21 protein-coding genes are annotated in these 20,385 nt (G+C 66.3%); 14 read left to right on the plus strand and 7 right to left on the minus strand.

What is annotated here, in order from left to right:
- Positions 1-125: 125 nt before the first annotated feature.
- Together ABZ789_RS17755 and ABZ789_RS17760 are read right to left on the minus strand one after the other, a co-directional pair.
- Positions 126-1,334, minus strand: coding sequence for an NADH:flavin oxidoreductase (locus ABZ789_RS17755; RefSeq protein WP_358426227.1), 1,209 nt, complete (start codon positions 1,332-1,334; stop codon positions 126-128).
- 54 nt (positions 1,335-1,388) lie between these two features.
- Entirely contained in the window at positions 1,389-2,033 is a 645-nt protein-coding gene (locus ABZ789_RS17760) for a TetR family transcriptional regulator (protein WP_358426230.1), read from the minus strand.
- Between the two features lie 81 nt (positions 2,034-2,114).
- Here ABZ789_RS17760 and ABZ789_RS17765 point away from each other — a divergent pair, with 81 nt between their 5' ends.
- The 8 genes from ABZ789_RS17765 (at position 2,115) to ABZ789_RS17800 (ending at position 9,294) form a co-directional block, all read left to right on the plus strand.
- The gene (locus tag ABZ789_RS17765) at positions 2,115-2,963 is read left to right on the plus strand and encodes an SDR family oxidoreductase (protein ID WP_358426526.1); all 849 of its coding nucleotides are present in this window, start codon (positions 2,115-2,117) and stop codon (positions 2,961-2,963) included.
- Positions 2,964-3,081: 118 nt separating this feature from the next.
- Positions 3,082-3,975 (plus strand): SDR family NAD(P)-dependent oxidoreductase, encoded by an 894-nt coding sequence (locus ABZ789_RS17770; protein WP_358426233.1) that lies wholly within the window; start codon positions 3,082-3,084, stop codon positions 3,973-3,975.
- Entirely contained in the window at positions 3,972-4,862 is an 891-nt protein-coding gene (locus tag ABZ789_RS17775) for an SDR family NAD(P)-dependent oxidoreductase (protein WP_358426236.1), read from the plus strand. The genes ABZ789_RS17770 and ABZ789_RS17775 overlap by 4 nt, the downstream gene beginning before the upstream one ends.
- Positions 4,863-4,917: 55 nt before the next feature.
- Positions 4,918-5,439, plus strand: coding sequence for a nuclear transport factor 2 family protein (locus ABZ789_RS17780; protein ID WP_358426238.1), 522 nt, complete (start codon positions 4,918-4,920; stop codon positions 5,437-5,439).
- A gap of 3 nt (positions 5,440-5,442) precedes the next feature.
- A complete protein-coding gene (locus tag ABZ789_RS17785) occupies positions 5,443-5,928 on the plus strand; it encodes a hypothetical protein (RefSeq protein ID WP_358426240.1) in 486 nt (161 codons plus the stop codon).
- Between the two features lie 63 nt (positions 5,929-5,991).
- A complete protein-coding gene (locus tag ABZ789_RS17790) occupies positions 5,992-6,915 on the plus strand; it encodes an alpha/beta hydrolase (protein ID WP_358426243.1) in 924 nt (307 codons plus the stop codon).
- Positions 6,916-7,036: 121 nt separating this feature from the next.
- Positions 7,037-8,749 carry a 3-ketosteroid-delta-1-dehydrogenase gene (locus ABZ789_RS17795; RefSeq protein ID WP_358426246.1) on the plus strand — a complete coding sequence of 571 codons (1,713 nt, stop codon included), beginning with the start codon at positions 7,037-7,039 and terminating at the stop codon, positions 8,747-8,749.
- A gap of 29 nt (positions 8,750-8,778) precedes the next feature.
- Positions 8,779-9,294, plus strand: a complete 516-nt coding sequence (locus tag ABZ789_RS17800) for a hypothetical protein (RefSeq protein ID WP_358426249.1) — start codon at positions 8,779-8,781, stop codon at positions 9,292-9,294.
- A gap of 21 nt (positions 9,295-9,315) precedes the next feature.
- On the opposite strand, the gene ABZ789_RS17805 is transcribed toward ABZ789_RS17800, so the two are convergent.
- The gene (locus ABZ789_RS17805; RefSeq protein ID WP_358426251.1) at positions 9,316-10,107 is read right to left on the minus strand and encodes an FAD-binding oxidoreductase; all 792 of its coding nucleotides are present in this window, start codon (positions 10,105-10,107) and stop codon (positions 9,316-9,318) included.
- Between the two features lie 221 nt (positions 10,108-10,328).
- Between ABZ789_RS17805 and ABZ789_RS17810 the strand changes: the two genes are divergently transcribed.
- Complete coding sequence (locus ABZ789_RS17810) at positions 10,329-11,882, plus strand: AMP-binding protein (protein WP_358426254.1); 1,554 nt, start codon at positions 10,329-10,331, stop codon at positions 11,880-11,882.
- Positions 11,883-12,015: 133 nt separating this feature from the next.
- Here ABZ789_RS17810 and ABZ789_RS17815 read toward each other — a convergent pair whose 3' ends face one another.
- Genes ABZ789_RS17815 through ABZ789_RS17825 form a run of 3 tightly spaced genes read right to left on the minus strand, consistent with a single transcriptional unit; the run spans position 12,016 to position 13,346 of the window.
- Complete coding sequence (locus tag ABZ789_RS17815; protein ID WP_358426257.1) at positions 12,016-12,291, minus strand: hypothetical protein; 276 nt, start codon at positions 12,289-12,291, stop codon at positions 12,016-12,018.
- Positions 12,292-12,324: 33 nt separating this feature from the next.
- Positions 12,325-13,026 carry a hypothetical protein gene (locus ABZ789_RS17820; protein ID WP_358426260.1) on the minus strand — a complete coding sequence of 234 codons (702 nt, stop codon included), beginning with the start codon at positions 13,024-13,026 and terminating at the stop codon, positions 12,325-12,327.
- A complete protein-coding gene (locus tag ABZ789_RS17825; RefSeq protein WP_358426263.1) occupies positions 13,023-13,346 on the minus strand; it encodes a type VII secretion target in 324 nt (107 codons plus the stop codon). Before ABZ789_RS17825 ends, ABZ789_RS17820 begins: the two co-directional genes overlap by 4 nt.
- 77 nt (positions 13,347-13,423) lie before the next feature.
- On the opposite strand from ABZ789_RS17825, the gene ABZ789_RS17830 reads away from it, so the two are divergent.
- The 3 genes from ABZ789_RS17830 to ABZ789_RS17840 all read left to right on the plus strand — a co-directional run bounded on the left by ABZ789_RS17830 (position 13,424) and on the right by ABZ789_RS17840 (position 15,381).
- Positions 13,424-14,074, plus strand: coding sequence for a hypothetical protein (locus tag ABZ789_RS17830; RefSeq protein WP_358426266.1), 651 nt, complete (start codon positions 13,424-13,426; stop codon positions 14,072-14,074).
- Between the two features lie 76 nt (positions 14,075-14,150).
- Complete coding sequence (locus ABZ789_RS17835; protein WP_358426270.1) at positions 14,151-14,714, plus strand: hypothetical protein; 564 nt, start codon at positions 14,151-14,153, stop codon at positions 14,712-14,714.
- A gap of 100 nt (positions 14,715-14,814) precedes the next feature.
- Positions 14,815-15,381: an ester cyclase gene (locus ABZ789_RS17840; RefSeq protein WP_358426273.1), complete on the plus strand. Its 567-nt coding sequence runs from the start codon at positions 14,815-14,817 to the stop codon at positions 15,379-15,381.
- On the opposite strand, the gene ABZ789_RS17845 is transcribed toward ABZ789_RS17840, so the two are convergent.
- The gene (locus ABZ789_RS17845) at positions 15,362-16,522 is read right to left on the minus strand and encodes an FAD-binding oxidoreductase (RefSeq protein WP_358426276.1); all 1,161 of its coding nucleotides are present in this window, start codon (positions 16,520-16,522) and stop codon (positions 15,362-15,364) included. The genes ABZ789_RS17840 and ABZ789_RS17845 overlap by 20 nt on opposite strands.
- Positions 16,523-16,792: 270 nt before the next feature.
- Between ABZ789_RS17845 and clpB the strand changes: the two genes are divergently transcribed.
- The gene (gene clpB / locus ABZ789_RS17850) at positions 16,793-19,348 is read left to right on the plus strand and encodes an ATP-dependent chaperone ClpB (protein ID WP_358426279.1); all 2,556 of its coding nucleotides are present in this window, start codon (positions 16,793-16,795) and stop codon (positions 19,346-19,348) included.
- Positions 19,349-19,415: 67 nt separating this feature from the next.
- Positions 19,416-20,363 (plus strand): hypothetical protein, encoded by a 948-nt coding sequence (locus tag ABZ789_RS17855; protein WP_358426282.1) that lies wholly within the window; start codon positions 19,416-19,418, stop codon positions 20,361-20,363.
- Positions 20,364-20,385: the final 22 nt, after the last annotated feature.

A 20,385-nucleotide genomic window follows, 5' to 3' on the forward strand; every position in this document is an offset into this window, starting at 1 on the left:
CCAGATGGTTACCGAACCGGTCGCAGTCCTCCGCAAACGACATGATCGTCGCAACCTCTCGTTGAGAGTGTTGCGACGATCATGTGAACCCGCCGAATCTGCAGCGGGGCCCTCCGTGTGCCTTCTCAGGAGTGGGATTCGACGACCAGTGGGCACCGCGTTCCCGTGAAGATGCTGGCCGCACAACGATTGCAGTGGATGCACAACGACCGGGTGTCCCTGTCCCGCTGGATCTGTGCGATCAGATCAGGCTCGCGCAGCAGTGCTCGGGCCATCGCGACGAACTCGAAACCCTCGCGCATCGCGACCTGCATTCCGTCGAGATCGGTGATGCCGCCGAGGAGCACGAGCGGCAGGTCGAGTTCGTCGCGGAACTGGCGGGCGTACTCGAGGAAGTACAGCGGTTCGTACGGATAGTGCTGGAAGACGAAGTTGCCGAACATCTTCATCCCGAGTTGCAGGATCGGAATTTGTGTCTCGGCCATCTCGCGCAGCGGTACGTCGCCGCGGAACAGATACATGGGATTGAGCAGCGACGAACCGCCGGTGAGTTCGAGTGCGTCGAGGTGACCGTCCGATTCGAGCATCTTCGCGAATGGCAGGGATTCGTCGAGCCAGAGCCCGCCGGGCACCCCGTCGGCCATGTTCATCTTGGCCAGCACAGCGATCTCACCGTCGGCCGCCTCTGCGACGGCAGCGAGGATGCGGCGGGCGAATTCGGCGCGGTTGGACAGCGAACCACCCCAGCGATCCTTGCGGCGGTTGACCTTCGGGCTCAGGAACGAACTGGCGAGGTAATTGTGTCCCAGGTGGACCTCGACTGCGTCGAATCCGACCTCGCGGGCGTATCGTGTCGCTTCGCCGTGCGCGGCGATGATCCGCCCGATGTCGTCCTCGCTCGCTTTGCGGTCGATGCTCATCGACAGGGGGTTCGGGCGGGCGGAGGGTGCCAGCGAGGGGAGTCCGTTCGACCGGGAGTTGGCCACGGGACCCGCGTGGCCGATCTGCGCCGATACCTTCGCGCCGGTCGCGTGCACCGCGTCGGTGAGACGCCGAAGCCCGTCGAGAGCCTCGGGGCGCCAGTAGATCTGATCCTTCTCGGTCCGCCCCTCGGGTGATACGGCGAGGTAGGCGACGGTGGTCATCCCGACGCCCCCTTCACCCACTCGGACATGGAAGTCGATGAGCCGGTCGCTGACCAGGGCGTCGGGGCTGGCACCCTCGAAGGTTGCGGATTTGATGATTCTGTTGCGCAGTGTGATCGGTCCGAGGCGGGCAGGCGCCAGCGGATCGACCGTAGGCGCGGAAGCTGACTCGGGATTGAGTGTCGACATGACGATCTCCGGATTCTCGGGCTGTGAGAGGGATTTCATGCGGCCGGTGCCGATTCAGGCGGACCGTGCCGAGGAGCGAGGAACGATGTCCATCCAGCGCAACATCGCGTCGACGGCATCGGCGGGATCTCCGTGTGCGCCCTCTTGGGCCCATTCCGTCAATGCTGCGAACGCTGCCGCCTGGTACGCGGTCGCCAAGGCACGCGCGATCGCCGCCGGAACTTCGGGGACTCGCCGGCCGATGTAGCCGGCGAGCTCGGTGATCCACGGTTGGTAGGCCTCCGACGCCATCGCGGCGAGTTCGGGTGTGCCGGCGATGAGACGGAGCCAATCGGGCCCGACTCGCTGAATGTGCGGACGATGTGACACCGATTCGACGATCGCGGCGCGTACGGCGTCGGTCAGCGGAGCAGTCTCGGAGGCGGCGGAAAGCGATGCGCGCAGACGCTCGGTTGCAGGGTCGACGCCGATCCAAGCGATCGCGGACTTGGCGGAGAAGTGTCTGATGAGGGTACGGGCGCTGATTCCGGTCGCTTCGGCAAGGTCGTTCCAGCTGGTATCCGCGTAGCCCTGCCGGGACCAGAGGTCGTAAGCCGCCTCGGCGATCGCTTCGGTGTCGATGACCGACGGGCGCCCACGCCTGCGCCCGACCGCCGATTCGGTGGATGTCCTTGACAGCTCGGAGGATTCCTGACGCACATACGGAGGACACCATTTTTGTCCTACTATGTCAAATATCGGCTGCCGGAAATGCCGGCAGGCAAGGGCAGGGGGGACGGCATGGGCGTCTATGTGGTGACAGGATCTGCTTCGGGCATGGGACACGCCGTCGCAGAACAACTTCGCGCCGCCGGGCACACCGTCATCGGTGTCGACGTCAAGGAGGCGGAAGTGGTCGCGGACCTGTCGACGCATCAGGGCAGGAGGGATGCCATCGAGCACGTGCTCGAGACCGCCGATGGCCGACTGGACGGCGCCGTGCTCGCTGCGGGTCTCGGTCCGGCGCCCGGACCGGACCGCCCCCGGTTGATCGCGGAGGTCAATTACTTCGGGGTCGTCGACCTTCTGGTGGGCTGGCGGGCAGCCCTCGAGGCAGCAGGCAACGCCAGGGTGGTCGTGTTCTCGAGCAATTCGACGACCACCACGCCCGCTGTTCCGGGCAGGACGGTCAAGGCCTTTCTGCACGGCGACGCGGACAAGGCGGTGCGATCGGTCCGCATCTTCGGCAAGGTTGCGCCTTCGATCATCTACGCCGCTTCGAAGATCGCCGTCAGCAGATGGGTTCGCCGCACCGCCGTGCGACCGGAATGGGCGGGCGCCGGTATCCGCCTGAATGCTCTGGCGCCGGGAGCGATCCTGACACCGCTGCTGGAGAAGCAGTTGTCCACGCCTTCCGAAGCGAAGGCGATCCGCTCGTTCCCCCTGCCCGTCGGTGGCTTCGGTGATGCCGGACAGCTTGCTGCATGGGCGGTCTTCATGCTGTCGGACGCTGCGGATTTCCTCTGCGGCAGTGTGGTGTTCGTCGACGGTGGTTCCGACGCGTACTTCCGTGCCGACGACTGGCCCAGGTCGGTTCCGGTTCGTCACCTCCTGTCCTATCTGCTTCGGTTCCGCAACTCGGGAAGGTAGTCGGCGTGACCTCCCGCACAACGGGAGGGAACGGTCCGCCTGTGCGAACTGCGGCATAGCTTCGGAGTTGTTCGACGAGAAGTCCGAGCACACAGACGAACAGGCAGCAGGAACCGACATGACACAACGACTGACCGGACGTACGGCTCTGGTGACAGGGAGCAGCCGGGGTATTGGCAGGGCGATCGCGCGGCGTCTCGCATCCGAGGGTGCCACCGTAGTGGTCACCGCTCGTTCCATGTCCCCCTCCCGATCGATTCGGGACGGACAGGAGCACGTGCTCGAGGGCACCTTGGAAGAGACGGTGCAGCTGATAGAACAGGCCGGCGGTCGCGCTGTTCCGATCGCGGCCGATCTCGAGGACCGCGACCAGCGCGCGGGACTGATCGACGCAGTGACGAGTGCCGTCGGAGGACTCGACATCCTGGTCAACAACGCGGGTTTCGCCGACTACTCCTCGATCGAGCAGATGAGCGAGGAGACGTTCGACAGAACGATCGAGCACTACTTGAAGGTCCCGTTCCTTCTCTCGCAGGCGGCCATTCCCCACATGCGCAAGTCCGGTGCCGGATGGATCGTCAATATCGGCTCCTCGACCGGAATGAGCCCGATCCGGCCGTTCCGTGAATACAACAAGACGTCCGGTGACGTGATCTATGCGTCGGCGAAAGCTGCCCTGCATCGCTTCACGCAAGGCCTCGCCGCGGAACTTGTGGACGACAATATCGCCGTCAATGCCGTCGGGCCATCTACGGCGATCATGACCCCGGGTGCTGCCACGCTGCTGCCGGAGGGTTACGAAACCGAGCCGCCGGAGTACCTGGCGCAGACGGTTCTCGAGATGTGCACCCTTCCTGCGGCCGAACGTACCGGTCTGGTCGGTTTCAGCCTGCACTTCCCATGGTCGCAGTCAGTGCCCGTCATGAGTCTCGACGGCAAGGACGAACTGCCTCGACGCGAGCCACCCGCCTGGTGCAATCCCAACATCGCCGACGACGGATCGAGGGCATGAGAATGCAGCCGAGCAGTGCGCGGGAACGATTCTCCCGAGGTGTGGCTGTTGTGACCGGCGCAGCCGCAGGCATCGGTGAAGGTCTGGCGCGGCATCTCTCATCGCTGGGAATGACGGTCGTCGTCTCGGACATCGACGGAGATCGCGCGGCGAAGGTCGCCGACGAGATCGTCTCTGCGGGGGGCGCGGCGGAACCCTATGCCGTCGATGTCGCCGACCCCGGCGCCGTCGATGTGATGGCGAGTGAGATCTTCGGTCGTCACGGCAGTGTCGAGCTCCTTGTGAACAATGCCGGCATCGAGTCGGCCGGCCTTCTGTGGGAGATCGACCGCGAACGGTGGCAGCGGTTGATGCAGATCAATGTCGACGGTGTCTTCTACTGTCTTCGGTCTTTCGTGCCGCGAATGATCGCTGCGGGAAGCCCTTCGTGCATTGCCAACCTGTCATCGGTGGGTGGGCTGAATGCCGTTGCGGTGCAATCCCCGTACATCGTGAGCAAGCATGCGGTACTGGCGATGACGGAGTGTCTGCACCAAGACCTGGCGATCGTCGGCGCACCGATCCAGGTAAGTGCGGTGATCCCGCATTCGATTCGGAGCGAGATCTTCTTGTCGGCTCAGCGGGAGGCGCCTACGGACAATCCCACGGCGAACGCGGTGTTCGCTGCCATGCAACGCGACAACGTCGAGAAGGGACTCGATCCGCTCGTCGCTGCCGAGCACATGATCGAGCAGATTGCGCGAGGCGAGTTCTGGGTCCATTCCGACGACGACATGTGCATTGCGTCGATGCATCGACGTGCGCACCAGCTTCTCGATCTCGCACCGCCGACCGATCCTCAGGCGATGCTCACGCGAATGGGCATCGCCGCCGAACACGACCGGTGACAGGACCTCCCTGCAGGTCTCCCGGATAGCGACCGATCTTCGAAAGAGTGGGATTGTGACCGATCCAGTACAAGAAATTACCCTCGACCCGGCGGAGCGCGTGCTTGCGATTCGGGAGATCGAGAATGTCTTCGCCGCGCGGCTGCGCATCATGGACACCAAACAATGGGACCTGTACGGCAGCGTGCATACAGAAGATGTCGTGAGCGAGACCTTCGGCGCTGCGGTCGGCGACGGGTCGGCACGGCGACCGGCTGTCGTCGGCCGGGATGCGCTCAGGCGCGCGATCGAAGGAGTTCTCGACGGACCCGTCCGCGTGACCAGCGTGCACCACGGACATACCCCGGAGATCACATTGACCTCGGACACGACCGCCACCGGTGTCTGGGCGATGGAAGACAAGTTGTGGTGGAGCAACGGCTCGACCGAAGAGCACCTGCACGGATACGGCCATTATCACGAGACATACCGCAGGGTCGACGGTGTATGGCTGATCGCGTACAGGAATCTGACGCGTTTGCGCGTCGATCACACCCCCGGATTCTTCGAATATCGGTCTCGATCTCCGCAGGAGTAACCAATGAACGAATCGACCCTCACTCCCGGCACCGTCAGCGCCCTCGTTGCAGCCTGGTGGTTCCACTACGACGAGTGGAATCCGGTCGCGTTGCGGGCCTTGATGGCCGACGACATCGCCTTCACCTGCGCGAGTGACACAGGTGGCACCGACTACGAGGACTTCATCCGCGTCGACGTGCGCGGAGCCGACGAAGTGATGGCGTGGAAGGACGATCACCGGCGCAACAGCCCTTATCCGCTGCGCCATAACGGCACCAATGTGTTCGTCACCGGTGTGGTGGACGGAGAGGTGGAGTTCTCGTCCTACATCTTCGTGACCAAGATCGTCGCGGGAAAGCCGTTCAACGTATCGAGCGGCATCGTGCGCGGCAGTATCCGCACCACCGAAGCGGGACCGGTCTTCAGCGCCGTACACGTCGTACTCGACACGCAGGAGTCGGTGCGCTACGCCGATCATCCCGTGGGAGCTTCCACCCCAGCAGTCTGATCCGATCGGATCCGGTCGCGACCGGAACCGTCCCTGCCCTTCGTCGACGAAACGAGAACGAACATGCCGCTCTCTCCGGAAGCCCAGCGAGTGGTCGACAACTCCGCAGCCCGTATGGCGAAAGCCATGCACGAGACACCCGTTGCGGAATTGCGTGCTGCACTCGCTGCGAACGCAGTTCCGGTGGTAACCCCCATTCATCACAGTCGGGACGTGGTCGTTCCCTCCGTGGACGGCGGTGTCCGGGTGCGCATCTACCGACCGTCCGATGATCCGGGATTGCCTGTGGTCCAATGGATGCACAGCGGGGGCTATGTCGTCGGGAATCTCGATCAGAACGAGGAGTATCTGCGAAAGCTGAGCATTGCATCGCAGGCCGTCATCGTCTCGGTGGACTATCGTCTCGCGCCGGAGCACCCGTGTCCTGCCGCACTCGACGATTGCCGGAGGGTGTGGGAATGGATCAAGTCCGCACCCGATGAACTTCGGTCCGTCGACGTGACCAGGGCGGTCATCGCAGGCGAAAGTGCAGGTGGGGCGCTGGCCTTCGCGTTGTCTCATCAGCTCCGAGATGCGGGGCTTCCGCTTCCCGCCGCGCAGATCTCTCTCTACGGCACGGCGGTGATGGAAGTGACCAATCCCGAGCACGCCACGACGCTTCTGTCCCCCGAGGACTGTCACTGGTTCTGGGACATGTACGTGCCGGACCCCGCCGACCGGAATTCGCTGCAGGCGTCTCCGGGCCTCGCTCCAGACCTCGAGGGCCTGCCTCCGGCCCTCGTGGTCACCGCCGAGATCGATCCCACCCGAGACGGCACGGAGGAGTATGCGCGACGCATGCAGGAGGCCGGTGTGCCGGTCGAACTGCAACGATACGACGGCATGATGCACGGCTTCGCGACCATGACGGCCGTGCTCCCCGCTGCAAAGGAACTGTTCGATCGGATCGTCGACTACCTCACCGATGCCTTCACGCGGCGGAAGTGAGCGAATGTTCCGGAAACCCGATCGACGGCCCTCGCTCCTTCCCGGTGATCGGGATCACTCACCTGCCGCCCCCTGTAACTGGCCTACCGTCCCGCAGACAACGACGTGAAGGAGACTGCCGATGGCCACGACACCCGTACCGGCCGTGACCCCCGCCCGCGACACCACCGTGGACCTGCTCGTGATCGGATCCGGTACCGGCATGGCTGCCGCGCTCGCCGCGCACGAAGCGGGACTGTCCACTCTCATCGTGGAGAAGTCGGAATACGTCGGTGGTTCCACCGCCCGTTCGGGTGGCGCTTTCTGGGTGCCGGCCAATCCTGTGCTGGTGGAGTCGGGCTCGGGTGACACCGTCGAGCGCGGTCACACCTACGTCCGGTCGGTCGTGGACGGAACGGCACCCGTCGAGCGCGGCGAAGCCTTCGTCGACCATGGTGCCGCGACGGTCGAGATGCTCCGCCGGACCACTCCCATGAAGCTGTTCTGGGCCGAGGGCTACGCCGACTACCACCCAGAACTGCCGGGTGGCTCGGCGGTCGGACGAAGCTGCGAATGCCTCCCCTTCGACCTGTCGGTGCTCGGCCAGGAACGTGCGCGTCTGCGCCCCGGGCTCATGGAGGCCGGCCTTCCGATGCCCACGACGGGTGCGGACTACAAGTGGATGAACCTCATGCTGCGTGTGCCGCACAAGGGCTTTCCGCGGATCTTCAAGCGGCTCGCACAGGGGGTCGCGGGACTTGCCGTCAAGCGTGAATACGTCGCGGGTGGGCAGGCGATCGCAGCCGGTCTGTTCGCTGGGGTGCTGAAGGCGGGTGTGCCCGTGTGGACCGGGACGTCGCTGGTGCGCCTGGTCACCGAGGGTGAGAGGGTCACGGGCGCCGTCCTCGTGCAGAACGGACGTGAGGTGACCGTGACCGCGCGCCGTGGGGTAGTGCTCGCCGCGGGCGGGTTCGACCACGACATGGCCATGCGGCGCAAGTTCCAGTCCGAGCGACTGCTCGACCACGAGAGCCTCGGCGCCGAGACCAACACCGGAGACGCGATCAAGGCGGCCCAGGAAGTCGGGGCCGATCTCGACCTCATGGATCAGGCCTGGTGGTTCCCCGCCGTCGCGCCGACCCGACCGGGCAAGCCGCCGATGGTCATGCTCGCCGAGCGTTCGCTGCCGGGTTCGTTCATCGTCGACCAGACCGGACGGCGGTTCACGAACGAGTCGTCCGACTACATGTCGTTCGGGCAGCTGACCCTCGAACGAGAGCGCGCCGGCGATCCGATCGAGTCGATGTGGATCGTCTTCGACCAGAAGTACCGCAACAGCTACGTATTCGCCGCCGGGGTATTCCCGCGCCAGCCGCTTCCCGAGTCCTGGTACAAGGCGGGCATCGCCCACCGCGCATCCACGGCCGAGGAGCTCGCGGCGTCGATGGGCGTGCCCGTGGACACCTTCGCGGCGACCTTCAGCAAGTTCAACGACGACGCCGCAGCCGGAACGGATTCCGAGTTCGGCCGGGGGCGCAGTGCCTACGACCGGTACTACGGTGATCCGACGGTCCAGCCCAACCCGAACATGCGGCCCCTGACGCACGGACCGCTGTACGCGGTGAAGATGACACTGAGCGATCTCGGCACCTGCGGTGGCGTGCGTGCCGACGAGCGGGCGCGGGTCCTCCGTGAGGACGGCAGCCCCATCGCCGGTCTCTACGCGATCGGCAACACCGCGGCCAACGCGTTCGGACACCGCTATCCCGGCGCGGGCGCCACGATCGGGCAGGGCCTGGTGTTCGGCTACATCGCGGCGCGAGACGCCGCGTCGTCGAGCACGCCGGTCGCCTGAGCAAACGGAAACAGAGGTAGGGAGGGCATGTGACGATCACCGACGGGGACGTCCGTCCCCTCCCTACCGTCCTGTCTCTGTGGGGTGCCGCGTCCCGTCTCCACGACGAGAGGGCGGACGAAGCGGACATCGTCTTCTTCACACCACCGACCGGCGATGCGCTGACCTGCCGGACCCGCACCCGCAGCGACGAATCCGGCAGGGTGGACCGGACGGTCGGCCATCTCGACACGGTCGGACGTCTCGTCGCCGAGGTATTCCTGTCCGGGCCGGTGTGCACGGACGGTGGGCGAGGGGAGGGCGTCCCCCTCATCGGAGAACTCCTCCGTTCGGTCGCCGAGCGCTTCGAGATCGCCGACGTGCGAAGGGTCCGGATGCGGCTCCACGAGCACTCCGCGCTCACCGGATCACCGAATTGGTCTGCGACCGTGCTGCAGCGGTACCGCACCGACCACGAGCACGCCGAGGACGTCGCGCTCGTCGGCACGGATGCGTTCGGCTCTGTCGTCGCGCGGGCGTGGGTGACTGTCGCGGTCGAGTCGTAGCGAACCGGCCCGGCCCGGCGCTCAGTACGGGTCGTAACGGATGTTCTCGGCCGGTGTGCCCGTCTCGATCAGCCGCTGGGCGGTGGTGCGCACCATCGCCGCGGGCCCGCACACGAGCACCTGGTGGTCGCCGAACGCCCCGTACGAGGTGACGACCTCGTCGACGCTGCCCTCGAGCAGTTCGTCAGGGTCGGGCCCGAACTCGCCGATTCGCGGCGCGATGCGGTCGAACCAGGGATCGGGGACGTCGGGGATCTCGAGGGTCTCGACCACCGGCACCACCGTCAGCCAGGGCAGCGCCTCCGACAGCAGGGTCAGCATGTCCGCGGCATAGAGGTCGCGGGGATTGCGGGCACCGGTGAAGAGGAAGGTGCGGGGCGGTTCCGGTCGCCGCGCGGTGTCGAGTATCAGCGACCGTAGCGGGGCGAGTCCGGTTCCGCCGGCCACCATGATCACGATGCGTCCGGTGTCGTCGATGTGGAGGTCGCCGCCTCGGGGCGATCCGATCTGCCACACGTCACCCGGTTGGGTCTCGGTGACGATCGAGCCGCTCACCCAGCCGCCCGGCACCGTCCGTACGTGGAATTCGAGCTTGCCGTCCATCGACGGCGGCAGGGCGGGGGAGAACCGACGCGGCAGTGTGGGACGTTGGGGCACAGCCACGTCGACGTACTGGCCCGGACGGAAGTCGACGATCGCGTCGTCGCATTCGAGGCGGACGACCGCGAGGTCGTGCCGCAGCCGATGATGTTCGACGACGGTCGCGGTAACTGCCGTCTCGGTCTCGGTCTTGGACGGCGTGGCCGACTGCATTCGTGACCCCCGGTGTCGTGTTGTCGCGTTCGAATCGGCGTCGTCGCCGGATGTGCCCAAGACTCTAGGCGAGAACGTGTGGAATGGGCATAGTGGAACGTGTTTCAGTTTTCACTCCGGAGCGGTTATCGTGACTGCGGTGCGTGATGGGCACCACAGCAGGGAGACGTCGCCCGGTGCCGTCACACACCGAACCGTCACAGCACACTGGAAGGACGACCATGCCCGAGGAGTACGCCGACCTCTACCGTCCCGCATTCACGCCCGATCTCCTCATCACCGCGCTCGACCGCAGCGCCGACCGGCCCGCACTGCACCTCGGTGACGTCGTCCTCACCGGAGCCGAGATGCGCGCCGCGATCAGCCGGTTCCAGCAGGCGCTCGCGTCTGTGGGGGTGGGGCAGGGATCGTCGGTGGCGATGCTGTCCAAGAACCGCCCCGAGGTGCTCATCTCGATGGGCGCCACGATGATCGCCGGATGCCGTAACTCGGCCCTCAACCCGATGGGTTCGCTTCCCGACCACCTGTACATCGCGACCGACGCTGAGATCGAAACCCTCATCTTCGATCCCCGTCACTTCGAGGAGCGCGCCGCGGAACTGCGTGAGCAGGTCCCCACGCTGAAGAATCTGTTCTCCCTCGGCCCGTCTTCCGTCGGCACCGACATCCTCGCGCTGTCCGAACAGTTCGTCGAACAGCGTCTCGTGTCCGCACCCGTCGACATCGAGGACACCTCCTCGGTGGTCTACACCGGCGGTACCACCGGAAAGCCCAAGGGCGTGATGGGCTCCTTCCGTTCCGGCGCGGCGCTCAACCAGATCCAGATGGCCGAATGGCAGTGGCCCGACCAGCCGCGCTTTCTCGTGTGCACCCCGCTCTCGCACGCCGGCGCGGCCTTCTTCGTGCCCACGCTCCTGCGCGGTGGCTGCCTGTACGTGCTGTCGCACTTCGACCCCGCTCTCGTGCTCGAATCGATCGAGAAGCACCGCATCAACGCGACGATGCTCGTCCCGACGATGATCTACATGCTGCTCGACCATCCCGACTTCGACACCCGCGACCTCTCGAGCCTCGATACGCTGTTCTACGGCGCGTCGGCCATGTCGCCGGCCCGTCTGCGCGAGGGGATCGAGCGACTCGGCCCGGTCTTCTTCCAGTTCTACGGCCAGTCCGAATGCGGCATGACGATCTCCGTGCTGCGCAAGGAAGAGCACCTCGTCGACGATCCGGGCCGTCTCGCGTCGTGTGGTCGCCCCGTGCCGTGGCTCGACGTCCGCCTGCTCGACGACGACCTGAACGAGGTGCCGCAGGGCGAGCTCGGCGAGATCTGCGTGCGCGGCCCGCTCGTCATGAAGGGCTATCTGAACAAGCCTCAGGAAACCGCCGAAGCGTTGCGCGGCGGATGGTTGCACACCGGAGACGTCGCGCGCGCCGACAAGAACGGCTACATGACCATCGTCGACCGCAAGAAGGACATGATCGTCACCGGCGGGTTCAACGTCTTTCCCCGCGAGATCGAGGACGTCATCTCCTCGCATCCGGCGGTCGCCTCGGTTGCCGTCGTCGGTGTTCCCGACGCCAAATGGGGCGAGGCCGTCAAGGCATGCGTCGTGCTGCGCGACGGGCAGTCGGTTCCCGCCGAAGAACTCATCGAGAAGGTGCGTGCTGCAAAGGGTTCGGTGCATGCACCCAAATCCGTGGACTTCCTCGACGCGTTGCCGCTGACGCCGCTGGGCAAGCTCGACAAGAAGACTCTGCGCGCCTCCTATCGTTAGTGCCCGCGCTGCCGGTAGCGCTCACCGAGGTATGCGACGCGGTACCTTCCGGTGAGTGCTGCCGGTCCGGCGGTGGGTACCCGCGAGCGTGTGCTCCTCCGCGGTCCCCCGCGTGGTCGTGATCGGTCGCCTGTCACGACCCGCTTTCGTGCTGTCGGAGGAGGTCGTTGTAGGGCGTCCCGTCCAATGTGCTCAGCGCCGGGGCGAGGTGAACATCCATCATCGCCGAGAACGCCTCGGTCCGAGCAAATTCCCGCACGCCGAGCCGGCCGGCGGTGACCTGTTCGACAAGACTTCTCAGCGCCGGGTCGTCGACAGCACCGGCGATCGACTGCAGTGCCGCGACGACCTCGCGGGACAACGCGGCGTCGCCGCGGGCAACATCGACGACGAACTCGGATTCACTCATCGGGCCTCGATTCTGTACGGACGAGGGCGGGCCTCACGGCGCGGGAAGACGGGGGATCTCGAGGTTCTCGATCGTCGACAGGTGGCCGGTGAGCAGGCCCATCACACCCTGCACGGCCGTCCACGTCGTGGTGTGGATCGTCATCGCTTCGGACCACAGCTCGACGATCTTCTTCAGCTCGGCCACGGACGTTCCGCCCACGATCACCGAGCCCGCGAGACCGACCCCGGTCGCGCTCGCTACGGTGGTCGCCGCCCATTTGATCGCTGCGATGATGGCAGCATCCGTTATCGCCGAGAGGATCTCGGTGAAGGCCTGGCCCACCTCGTACATTCCGAGAGCGACCCGTTCGAGTTGCTTCCCGATCTCGTGCACGGACCAGGATTGCTCGCGCAGTGCATCCGCCAGCGTGTCGAGGTGCCGTCCGGCGGCGTCGCCCGCCGGCCCGGCCCACGACGCGACCGCGCCGCGGACGTCCCCGGTGGCCGTCGCGTAGACGCGATGGAAGTCGGCGAGCTTGGCGACCCCGTCGCTCGCCTGCAGCACGGCCGCCCAGTCGCCGGAGTAGTGCTCGGCGGCCCACGCCCACGGATCGAGGTCCAGTACGTACTTGCACAATTCGGCGACCCAGAAGCTCGGGCTCACGTAGTACAGCCCCAGGGTGCGTTCGAGCAGGTCCGGTACCGGGTCCGAGGCGGTCGGCTCGGACAGGCACTCGATCGGGCGGCCGTTCATCGCGTGGTATCCGGATCCAGGCGGGCGAACTGCTCCGAGACCGCGCGAAGTTCTTGCTCGTACATCCGGGCCGATTCCGTCACGGCCTCCGCAGCGGTGTCGGTGACCACGGCGAGTTCCTCGTACAGTGCAGCCAATCGGGACCGCAACCCGTTCACCCGCTCGACCACATCGAGGAAGACGAATCCGCCGATCTCCGGTGCTGTCAGCCAGTTCTCGGCGTATCTCCTGGCGCTCGTGGCCTGTTCGGTGAGTTCGCGCAGATGAAGCGCGGCGGCGCGTAGATCGTCCGGTTGCACGTGCAACGTCGGTTGTGTCAAGACATCCCCCCGAGTCGTGATCGGACGAAGTGTAGGGCATCGAGGTGCGTGTCGCGACCGCCGCTACACTTCCGGCCATGAGATTCGGGGGGATCGCGAAAACCGGGCGCGCGCATGTGCATCTGGAGCTGAAACGCCGCGAGGATGCGAGGCCGGCCCCGGAAGGGGGAGTGGATCTCTTCCTCACCGTGCGCGACCCGCTCCCGCCGGTATGTGCGGTGCACGGGGAGCCCGAAGTCCGGACGCTGCGTACCTGGATCACCACGGGACGGAAGACCCGCCACACCCGCGGTCAGATCCGCATCCTCGGGGCCGAAGCGGCCGCGAAAGCGCACACCTTTCATTCACGGTCGGAGCACTGGTCGCGGCACATCGCGATCCGGCTCCCGCTGTGCCGGCGCTGCGTAGTGGTGAATAGGGTGGCGCGAGGGTTCATGGCGCTCTTCCTCGCAATCTCGGTACTGCTCCTGCTCACGGTGGTTGTCATCGGCGTGACCGGTACGGGCCCCGACCACAAGGCACTGGCCACGATGGCTTTCTTCGGAGGTCTGTGGTCTCCTGCCCTCGGGCTCGGAGTCCGGCAGATCCGGCAGGGCTGGCTGGGGCTCGAAGCCCCCATCGACGCCTCCGCGCTGGTCATCGCCGACGCGCACCCGAACTTCGTGCGCGAACTGGGCAACGCACCCGCGGGTGCCTCGCAGGCGCCCATACAGCCGTACGAACACTGAGACAGCGCGGGCGGTGTGAGAAGAGTGCCGGCGTCCGGCCTTTTACTGCCGGCGGCCTGCTGACATACTCCCTCGCATGGTGAACGGGGGACCCCAGCGGGTCGAGGTGCGGTTGGCTGTCGAATATCCGGGTGCCGGGGCGAATGCGCCCGGAGACGGTGCGATGCGACCGGTCGATCCCATCCCCCCGGTGTGCCCCCGCCACGGCGAACCGGAATCCGATCGTGTCCGGGTGACGGTCGCGGCCGACGCGTCGGAGCCCCGCCGCGGGGCGAACCGGATCGGCTCGGCCCTCGAAGCCGCCTATACCGTGCAGGTCGCGGCGGTGGATTGGCCGGTGTGCGGCAAATGCGTCGCAGTCCGGACACGCTGGCAGCTCGCGGCCGCCGCGACCTGCACGGTGCTCGGCGTCATCTTCCTGGCGCTCGTGTTCGCCCTCGTGCAGGGTGCTCCGAAGATCTACGGTCTCGCGCTGCTCAGCGTCTTCGGCTTGTCGTTCCTGCCGATCTTCGTCGCGTTGCGCGTCCTGGAACCGCGGCGGGCGTCGGTGGGAGTGTCCGTGGCGGAGGACGGTTCCGAACTGGTCATCTCACGTGCACATCCGGAATTCGCGCGGGCGGTGGAGGCGCAGCGGATATAGTTCCCGCTTCGTTCTCCGGCGGCGTTGACTTCCGGACCGGCCGGTTCATACTCGGTACCGGGGGGACCGATCGTCCCGTTTCACAGGCAGGAGAAGTGCCGTGAAGATCGAAGGTTCCACTCCGGCGTCCGCCTCGGAACTCGGCTCGGAGGAGAAGAAGGCTCTCGCTGTGCGATCCATGATGATCATGGCCGACGGTGATCGCAGTGTCTTCGAGGAGGTGGTGTCCGCCGATGCGGTCAATCACGAGGCGAAGGACGAACCGCCGGCCGCGAGAGTGCCGGGACCCGAGGGTTTCTTCGCGACGGCCCTGTGGATGCGCGACGCCTTCGCAGATCTGAGGTTCGAGGTGAAGCACGTCGTGGAGCAGGACGATCTCGTGGTCGTCGACGCCGTCATGTCGGCGCGGCACGAGGGCCCGTTCGTGACGTATGACGAGTACGGGCGCGTCGATCAGGTGTTCGCGCCCACGGGGAAGCGGTTCTCGGTGCGGCAGGCCCACTGGTTGCGGGTGGCCGACGGCAAGGTGGTCGAGCACTGGGCCGTGCGCGACGACCTCGGCATGGCGAAGCAGGCGGGATGGGTGCCGCCGCATCCGATCTCGCTGGTGCGGAACGTTCTCGCAGCACGGAAGCTGCGCAAGCAGATCAGAGCGGATCGAAGCTGATGTTCTGCCGCGGGGTGCCCGCGGCCGACAGCGCGTACAGCGTCGTCCGGATCATCGACGGTGACCCGGCGATCTGGATCTGCCGGTCGGCCCACGTACCGAACTGCCCGGCGACCTTGCCGAGCTTGCCGAACATCGGCCGGTTGAGGCCCGGAGGCGGTTCCTTCACGGGAACCGGGTGCCACCAAGGATTCTCCTTCTCCTCGAGCACGGGCACGATGGTCAGCCACGGGTTGGTCATGGCGATGTGCCACAGCGTCTCGAGGTCGTACAGGTCGCACGGGTATTTCCCGCCGTAGAACAGGTGCACGCGCGGGTTGTCCCCCCGCATCGCCATCTCCATGATCTGGGCACGCATCGGTGCCAGACCGGTGCCGGAGGCGATCATCAGGACGTCGCGGCCGCTCTCGCGATCGACATGCAGGCCCCCGAGCGGCGGCCCGATCGTCCACCGGTCGCCCACGGCGGTTTCGCCGACGAGGGCGGGGCTCACCCATCCCGTGGAGACTCGTCGCACGTGGAACTCGATCTGCCCCTGCGGGTTCGGAGGGATGGCGGCAGACAGGTAGCGCCACATGTGGGGGCGCTGCGGGATCTGCACGCTCATGTACTGGCCCGCGTGGTAGGGGATGGGACCATCGGTTTCGAGCCGGATGATCGCGAGGTCGGGCAGCACGCGCTCGTGACCGACGACGGTGGCACCCCACGATGCGGGCAGGTCGTCGGTCGCCGCGGCGGTCGCCATCGTCTCGACGAGACGGTCGATCACCTCCGCCCATGTCCGTTCGAGGGCCGCGGTCCACAGGATCAGCGGTGTGCATTCGCGGATGGCGACGAGCAGGGCACTTCCGGCCACGCGGTAGTGCACGGGTTCGACCCCGTACTTGCGGTGATCACGGGCGAGTTGTGCCAGGAACTTCTCGACGGTGTCGGCTTCGTGGAGACGGCCTATGACCCAGCCGACTGCCGTCGAGAACCGGCGGCGCATGCTCTCCATTCCGGCGGGAAACAGCGCGCGGATACCGGTGGACTCGGCCCACATGGACGTGTAGAAGGCGGTCGCGAAACGATCCGCCCCGGTGGGGGTGGCGATGATCGACGCGAAACTGAGCTGAACCCGGGCGATGGCGAAAGCCTCCACGCCATCCTCCCTTTAACCGTGCTGCGCGAACGCCGTCACTGTAGTCGTTCCGGTGATGCCGGGCCACCGGCCGCCGGTTTCGTCATACACGAACGCTTCTTTGTGGCCAGGGTCACTCAACTCAGAAAAGTTGAGTGGAACAAACTCAACTTATGATCAGTTGAACCATTCGACACCGCCGAGACTGTCTGCGGGACGGAATCGGCTGCAGAATCGACAGGGATGTACTCGACCGCGCGTCGGGTACGCAGAGAACGAAAGGGGCGCGCAGTGGACTCGTTCAATCCGACGACGAAGACCCAAGCCGCACTCACCGCTGCACTTCAGACGGCGTCCGCTGCGGGTAACCCGGAGATCCGTCCGGCCCACCTGCTCGTGGCGCTGCTCGATCAGGCCGACGGGATCGCCGGTCCGCTGCTCGAAGCGGTGGGCGTCGAACCCGCGGCGGTCCGCAGGGAGGCCGAGGAACTCGTCGGCCGTCTTCCGCAGACCAGCGGAGCGACCACCACACCGCAACTCGGCCGTGAGGCGATCGCGGCCATGACCGCGGCACAGAAACTTGCCACCGAACTCACCGACGAATTCGTCTCCACCGAGCACGTACTCGTGGGCCTTGCGAGCGGCGACTCCGACGTCGCGAAACTCCTCGCAGGTCACGGTGCCACTCCGACCGCCCTGCGTGACGCGTTCACGACCGTCCGGGGCAACCGGCGCGTGACCAACGCCGATCCCGAAGCCACCTATCAAGCACTCGAGAAGTACTCCACCGACCTGACCGCGCGGGCGCGCGAAGGCAAACTCGACCCGGTCATCGGGCGCGACAACGAGATCCGTCGCGTCGTGCAGGTGCTTTCGCGGCGCACCAAGAACAACCCGGTTCTCATCGGTGAACCCGGCGTCGGTAAGACGGCCATCGTCGAAGGTCTCGCTCAGCGTGTGGTCGCCGGTGACGTCCCCGAGTCGCTGCGCGGTAAGACGGTCATCTCGCTCGATCTGGGCTCGATGGTCGCGGGCGCGAAGTACCGCGGTGAATTCGAAGAGCGTCTCAAGGCCGTGCTCGACGAGATCAAGGAATCCGCGGGGCAGATCATCACCTTCATCGACGAGCTGCACACCATCGTGGGTGCCGGCGCGACCGGGGAGTCGGCGATGGACGCCGGCAACATGATCAAGCCGATGCTCGCCCGCGGCGAGCTGAGGCTCGTCGGTGCGACAACCCTGGACGAGTACCGCAAGTACATCGAGAAGGACGCCGCTCTCGAGCGTCGCTTCCAGCAGGTGTTCGTCGGTGAGCCGAGCGTCGAGGACACGGTCGGCATCCTCCGCGGACTCAAGGAGCGGTACGAGGTGCACCACGGTGTGCGCATCACCGACTCCGCGCTGGTCGCCGCGGCCACCCTGTCCGACCGCTACATCACCTCGCGGTTCCTGCCCGACAAGGCCATCGACCTCGTCGACGAGGCGGCGTCGCGTCTCCGCATGGAGATCGACTCGCGCCCCGAGGAGATCGACACCGTCGAACGTATCGTCCGACGTCTCGAGATCGAGGAAATGGCGTTGGAGAAGGAAACCGACGAGGCATCGAAGGAACGCCTCGACAAGCTCCGTTCCGAACTGGCCGACGAGCGCGAGAAGCTCAGCCAGCTCACCACGCGCTGGCAGAACGAGAAGACCGCGATCGATTCGGTGCGCGGGATCAAGGAACAGCTCGAGGCTCTGCGCGGCGAGGAGGAACGCGCCGAACGCGACGGCGATCTCGGCAAGGTCGCCGAACTCCGTTACGGCCGGATCCCCGAACTGCAGAAGAAGCTCGATGCCGCAGCCGAAGCCACCGGTGCCTCGTCCGACGGCGACGTGATGCTGAAGGAGGAGGTCGGACCGGACGACGTCGCCGATGTCGTCGCGGCGTGGACGGGCATCCCCGCCGGTCGCATGCTCGAAGGCGAGACGGCGAAGCTGCTGCGGATGGAGGACGAACTGCGCCGGCGGGTCGTCGGCCAGGACATCGCGGTTCAGGCCGTGTCCGATGCGGTGCGACGTGCCCGTGCCGGTGTCGCCGACCCGAACCGTCCGACCGGCTCGTTCCTGTTCCTCGGACCGACCGGTGTGGGCAAGACGGAGCTGGCCAAGGCTCTGGCGGACTTCCTGTTCGACGACGAGCGCGCCATGGTCCGCATCGACATGTCCGAGTACAGCGAGAAGCACTCGGTGGCCCGGCTCGTCGGTGCCCCTCCCGGCTACGTCGGCTACGAGTCCGGCGGTCAGCTGACCGAGGCCGTGCGCCGCCGCCCCTACACGGTGGTGCTGTTCGACGAGGTCGAAAAGGCTCACCCGGACGTTTTCGACACACTGTTGCAGGTGCTCGACGACGGCCGGCTCACGGACGGCCAGGGCCGCACGGTCGACTTCCGCAACACCATCCTGATCCTCACGTCCAACCTCGGCGCGGGCGGCGACAAGGACCATGTGATGGCAGCGGTGCGAGCGGCCTTCAAGCCGGAGTTCATCAACCGGCTGGACGACGTCGTGATCTTCGACCCGCTCTCGGAGGAGCAGCTCGAGAAGATCGTCGACATCCAGCTCGATCAGTTCGCCGCCCGGATGGCCGCACGGCGACTGACGCTCGATGTGTCCGGCACCGCGCGGTTCTGGCTGGCAGTACGCGGCTACGACCCGCAATACGGCGCACGTCCGCTGCGTCGCCTGATCCAGCAATCCGTCGGTGACCAGCTCGCCAAGAAGCTGCTCGCCGGGGAGATCAAGGACGGTGACACCGTGCACGTGGGAGTCACCGACAACGGTGACCGCCTGCAGATCAGCGCCTGACGGCGTCGGTGCGCGTTTCCGGTAGCCCTGCTACCGGAAACGCGCACCGCCTACTCTGGAAGACGCTATGACGAATCCCCAGGATCCGCGCACTCCTCAGGAACGGGCCTACGCACTCGACGAGCAGTCGAGCGGGGCGGACGACGACGCGACCCGAGTGCTGCACACCGACAATCCGACCGAGGCATACGGGCGGCCGGTGACCAACCCGACCGTCGCGTACACCCGATACGACCAGTGGGGCGGACCGGGGAGCGAGTATCAGCCCACGCAGGCCTATCCCGTATCCGGGACGGATCCGTCCCAACAGCCCTATGCGCCCGCGCAGGGGAATCCGCCCCCACACGGTTATCAGCCGACGCAGGTGCTCCCCGGATACGATCCCATGTCTCAGCAGGCAGCTGCGGCTCCGGGGCAGACGACTCCGGGATATCCGGCGCCCGGCCAGGCGAGTCCCGGGCAGGGCTATCCGCCCACTGGGCCGGTGCCCGGCCAGGATGCCGGCAAGTCGCCGCGCGGACCGCGCTGGGGAATGATCGCGCTCGCCGCCGTCATCCTTGTCGGCCTCGGCGCCACCATCGGTTTCCTCCTCAGCCGCTCCGACGATTCCACCTCGCCGATCGCGTCGGATCGTGAACCGGCCACGATCGCGCCACCGCCTCCGGCCACTCTTCCGGCGCCGGAAGAGGAGGGAGAAGACCAGACCACACCGGAACTGCCCCTCGACCGGCTTCCGGGAGGGCTCGGCGAGTTCATGGGAGAAGCGGGCGCGGTCGTCGGCACCATCACCGCGAACGACGGCGCGAGCATCACTCTCGGCATCATCGGCGGTTCGACGGTGACTGTCACCCTGACCCCCGAGACCGAGATCATCACGCTCTCCGGAAACACCGTCGACAGCCTCGAGGTCGGGGCGACCGCCGTGGCGACCGGCAGCGAGGTCGAGGACGGGCAGATGACTGCCGAGACCGTCGTCAGCGCGTCCATCCCGTCCTTCGATGGTTCGGGCCGCTGAACCGCTAGGCTGACTCGACGAT

The sequence above is a fragment of the Rhodococcus sp. NPDC047139 genome, from assembly GCF_040643435.1.
Lineage (GTDB): Bacteria > Actinomycetota > Actinomycetes > Mycobacteriales > Mycobacteriaceae > Rhodococcus.

Excerpts from the sequence above, each read along its gene's own strand:
- ABZ789_RS17755 (WP_358426227.1), bottom strand. The coding sequence starts at position 1,334 with ATGTCGACACTCAATCCCGAGTCAGCTTCCGCGCCTACGGTCGATCCG.
- ABZ789_RS17765 (WP_358426526.1), top strand. The coding sequence starts at position 2,115 with ATGGGCGTCTATGTGGTGACAGGATCTGCTTCGGGCATGGGACACGCC.
- ABZ789_RS17770 (WP_358426233.1), top strand. The coding sequence starts at position 3,082 with ATGACACAACGACTGACCGGACGTACGGCTCTGGTGACAGGGAGCAGC.
- ABZ789_RS17775 (WP_358426236.1), top strand. The coding sequence starts at position 3,972 with ATGAGAATGCAGCCGAGCAGTGCGCGGGAACGATTCTCCCGAGGTGTG.
- ABZ789_RS17785 (WP_358426240.1), top strand. The coding sequence starts at position 5,443 with ATGAACGAATCGACCCTCACTCCCGGCACCGTCAGCGCCCTCGTTGCA.
- ABZ789_RS17790 (WP_358426243.1), top strand. The coding sequence starts at position 5,992 with ATGCCGCTCTCTCCGGAAGCCCAGCGAGTGGTCGACAACTCCGCAGCC.
- ABZ789_RS17795 (WP_358426246.1), top strand. The coding sequence starts at position 7,037 with ATGGCCACGACACCCGTACCGGCCGTGACCCCCGCCCGCGACACCACC.
- ABZ789_RS17805 (WP_358426251.1), bottom strand. The coding sequence starts at position 10,107 with ATGCAGTCGGCCACGCCGTCCAAGACCGAGACCGAGACGGCAGTTACC.
- ABZ789_RS17810 (WP_358426254.1), top strand. The coding sequence starts at position 10,329 with ATGCCCGAGGAGTACGCCGACCTCTACCGTCCCGCATTCACGCCCGAT.
- ABZ789_RS17815 (WP_358426257.1), bottom strand. The coding sequence starts at position 12,291 with ATGAGTGAATCCGAGTTCGTCGTCGATGTTGCCCGCGGCGACGCCGCG.
- ABZ789_RS17820 (WP_358426260.1), bottom strand. The coding sequence starts at position 13,026 with ATGAACGGCCGCCCGATCGAGTGCCTGTCCGAGCCGACCGCCTCGGAC.
- ABZ789_RS17830 (WP_358426266.1), top strand. The coding sequence starts at position 13,424 with ATGAGATTCGGGGGGATCGCGAAAACCGGGCGCGCGCATGTGCATCTG.
- ABZ789_RS17835 (WP_358426270.1), top strand. The coding sequence starts at position 14,151 with ATGGTGAACGGGGGACCCCAGCGGGTCGAGGTGCGGTTGGCTGTCGAA.
- ABZ789_RS17855 (WP_358426282.1), top strand. The coding sequence starts at position 19,416 with ATGACGAATCCCCAGGATCCGCGCACTCCTCAGGAACGGGCCTACGCA.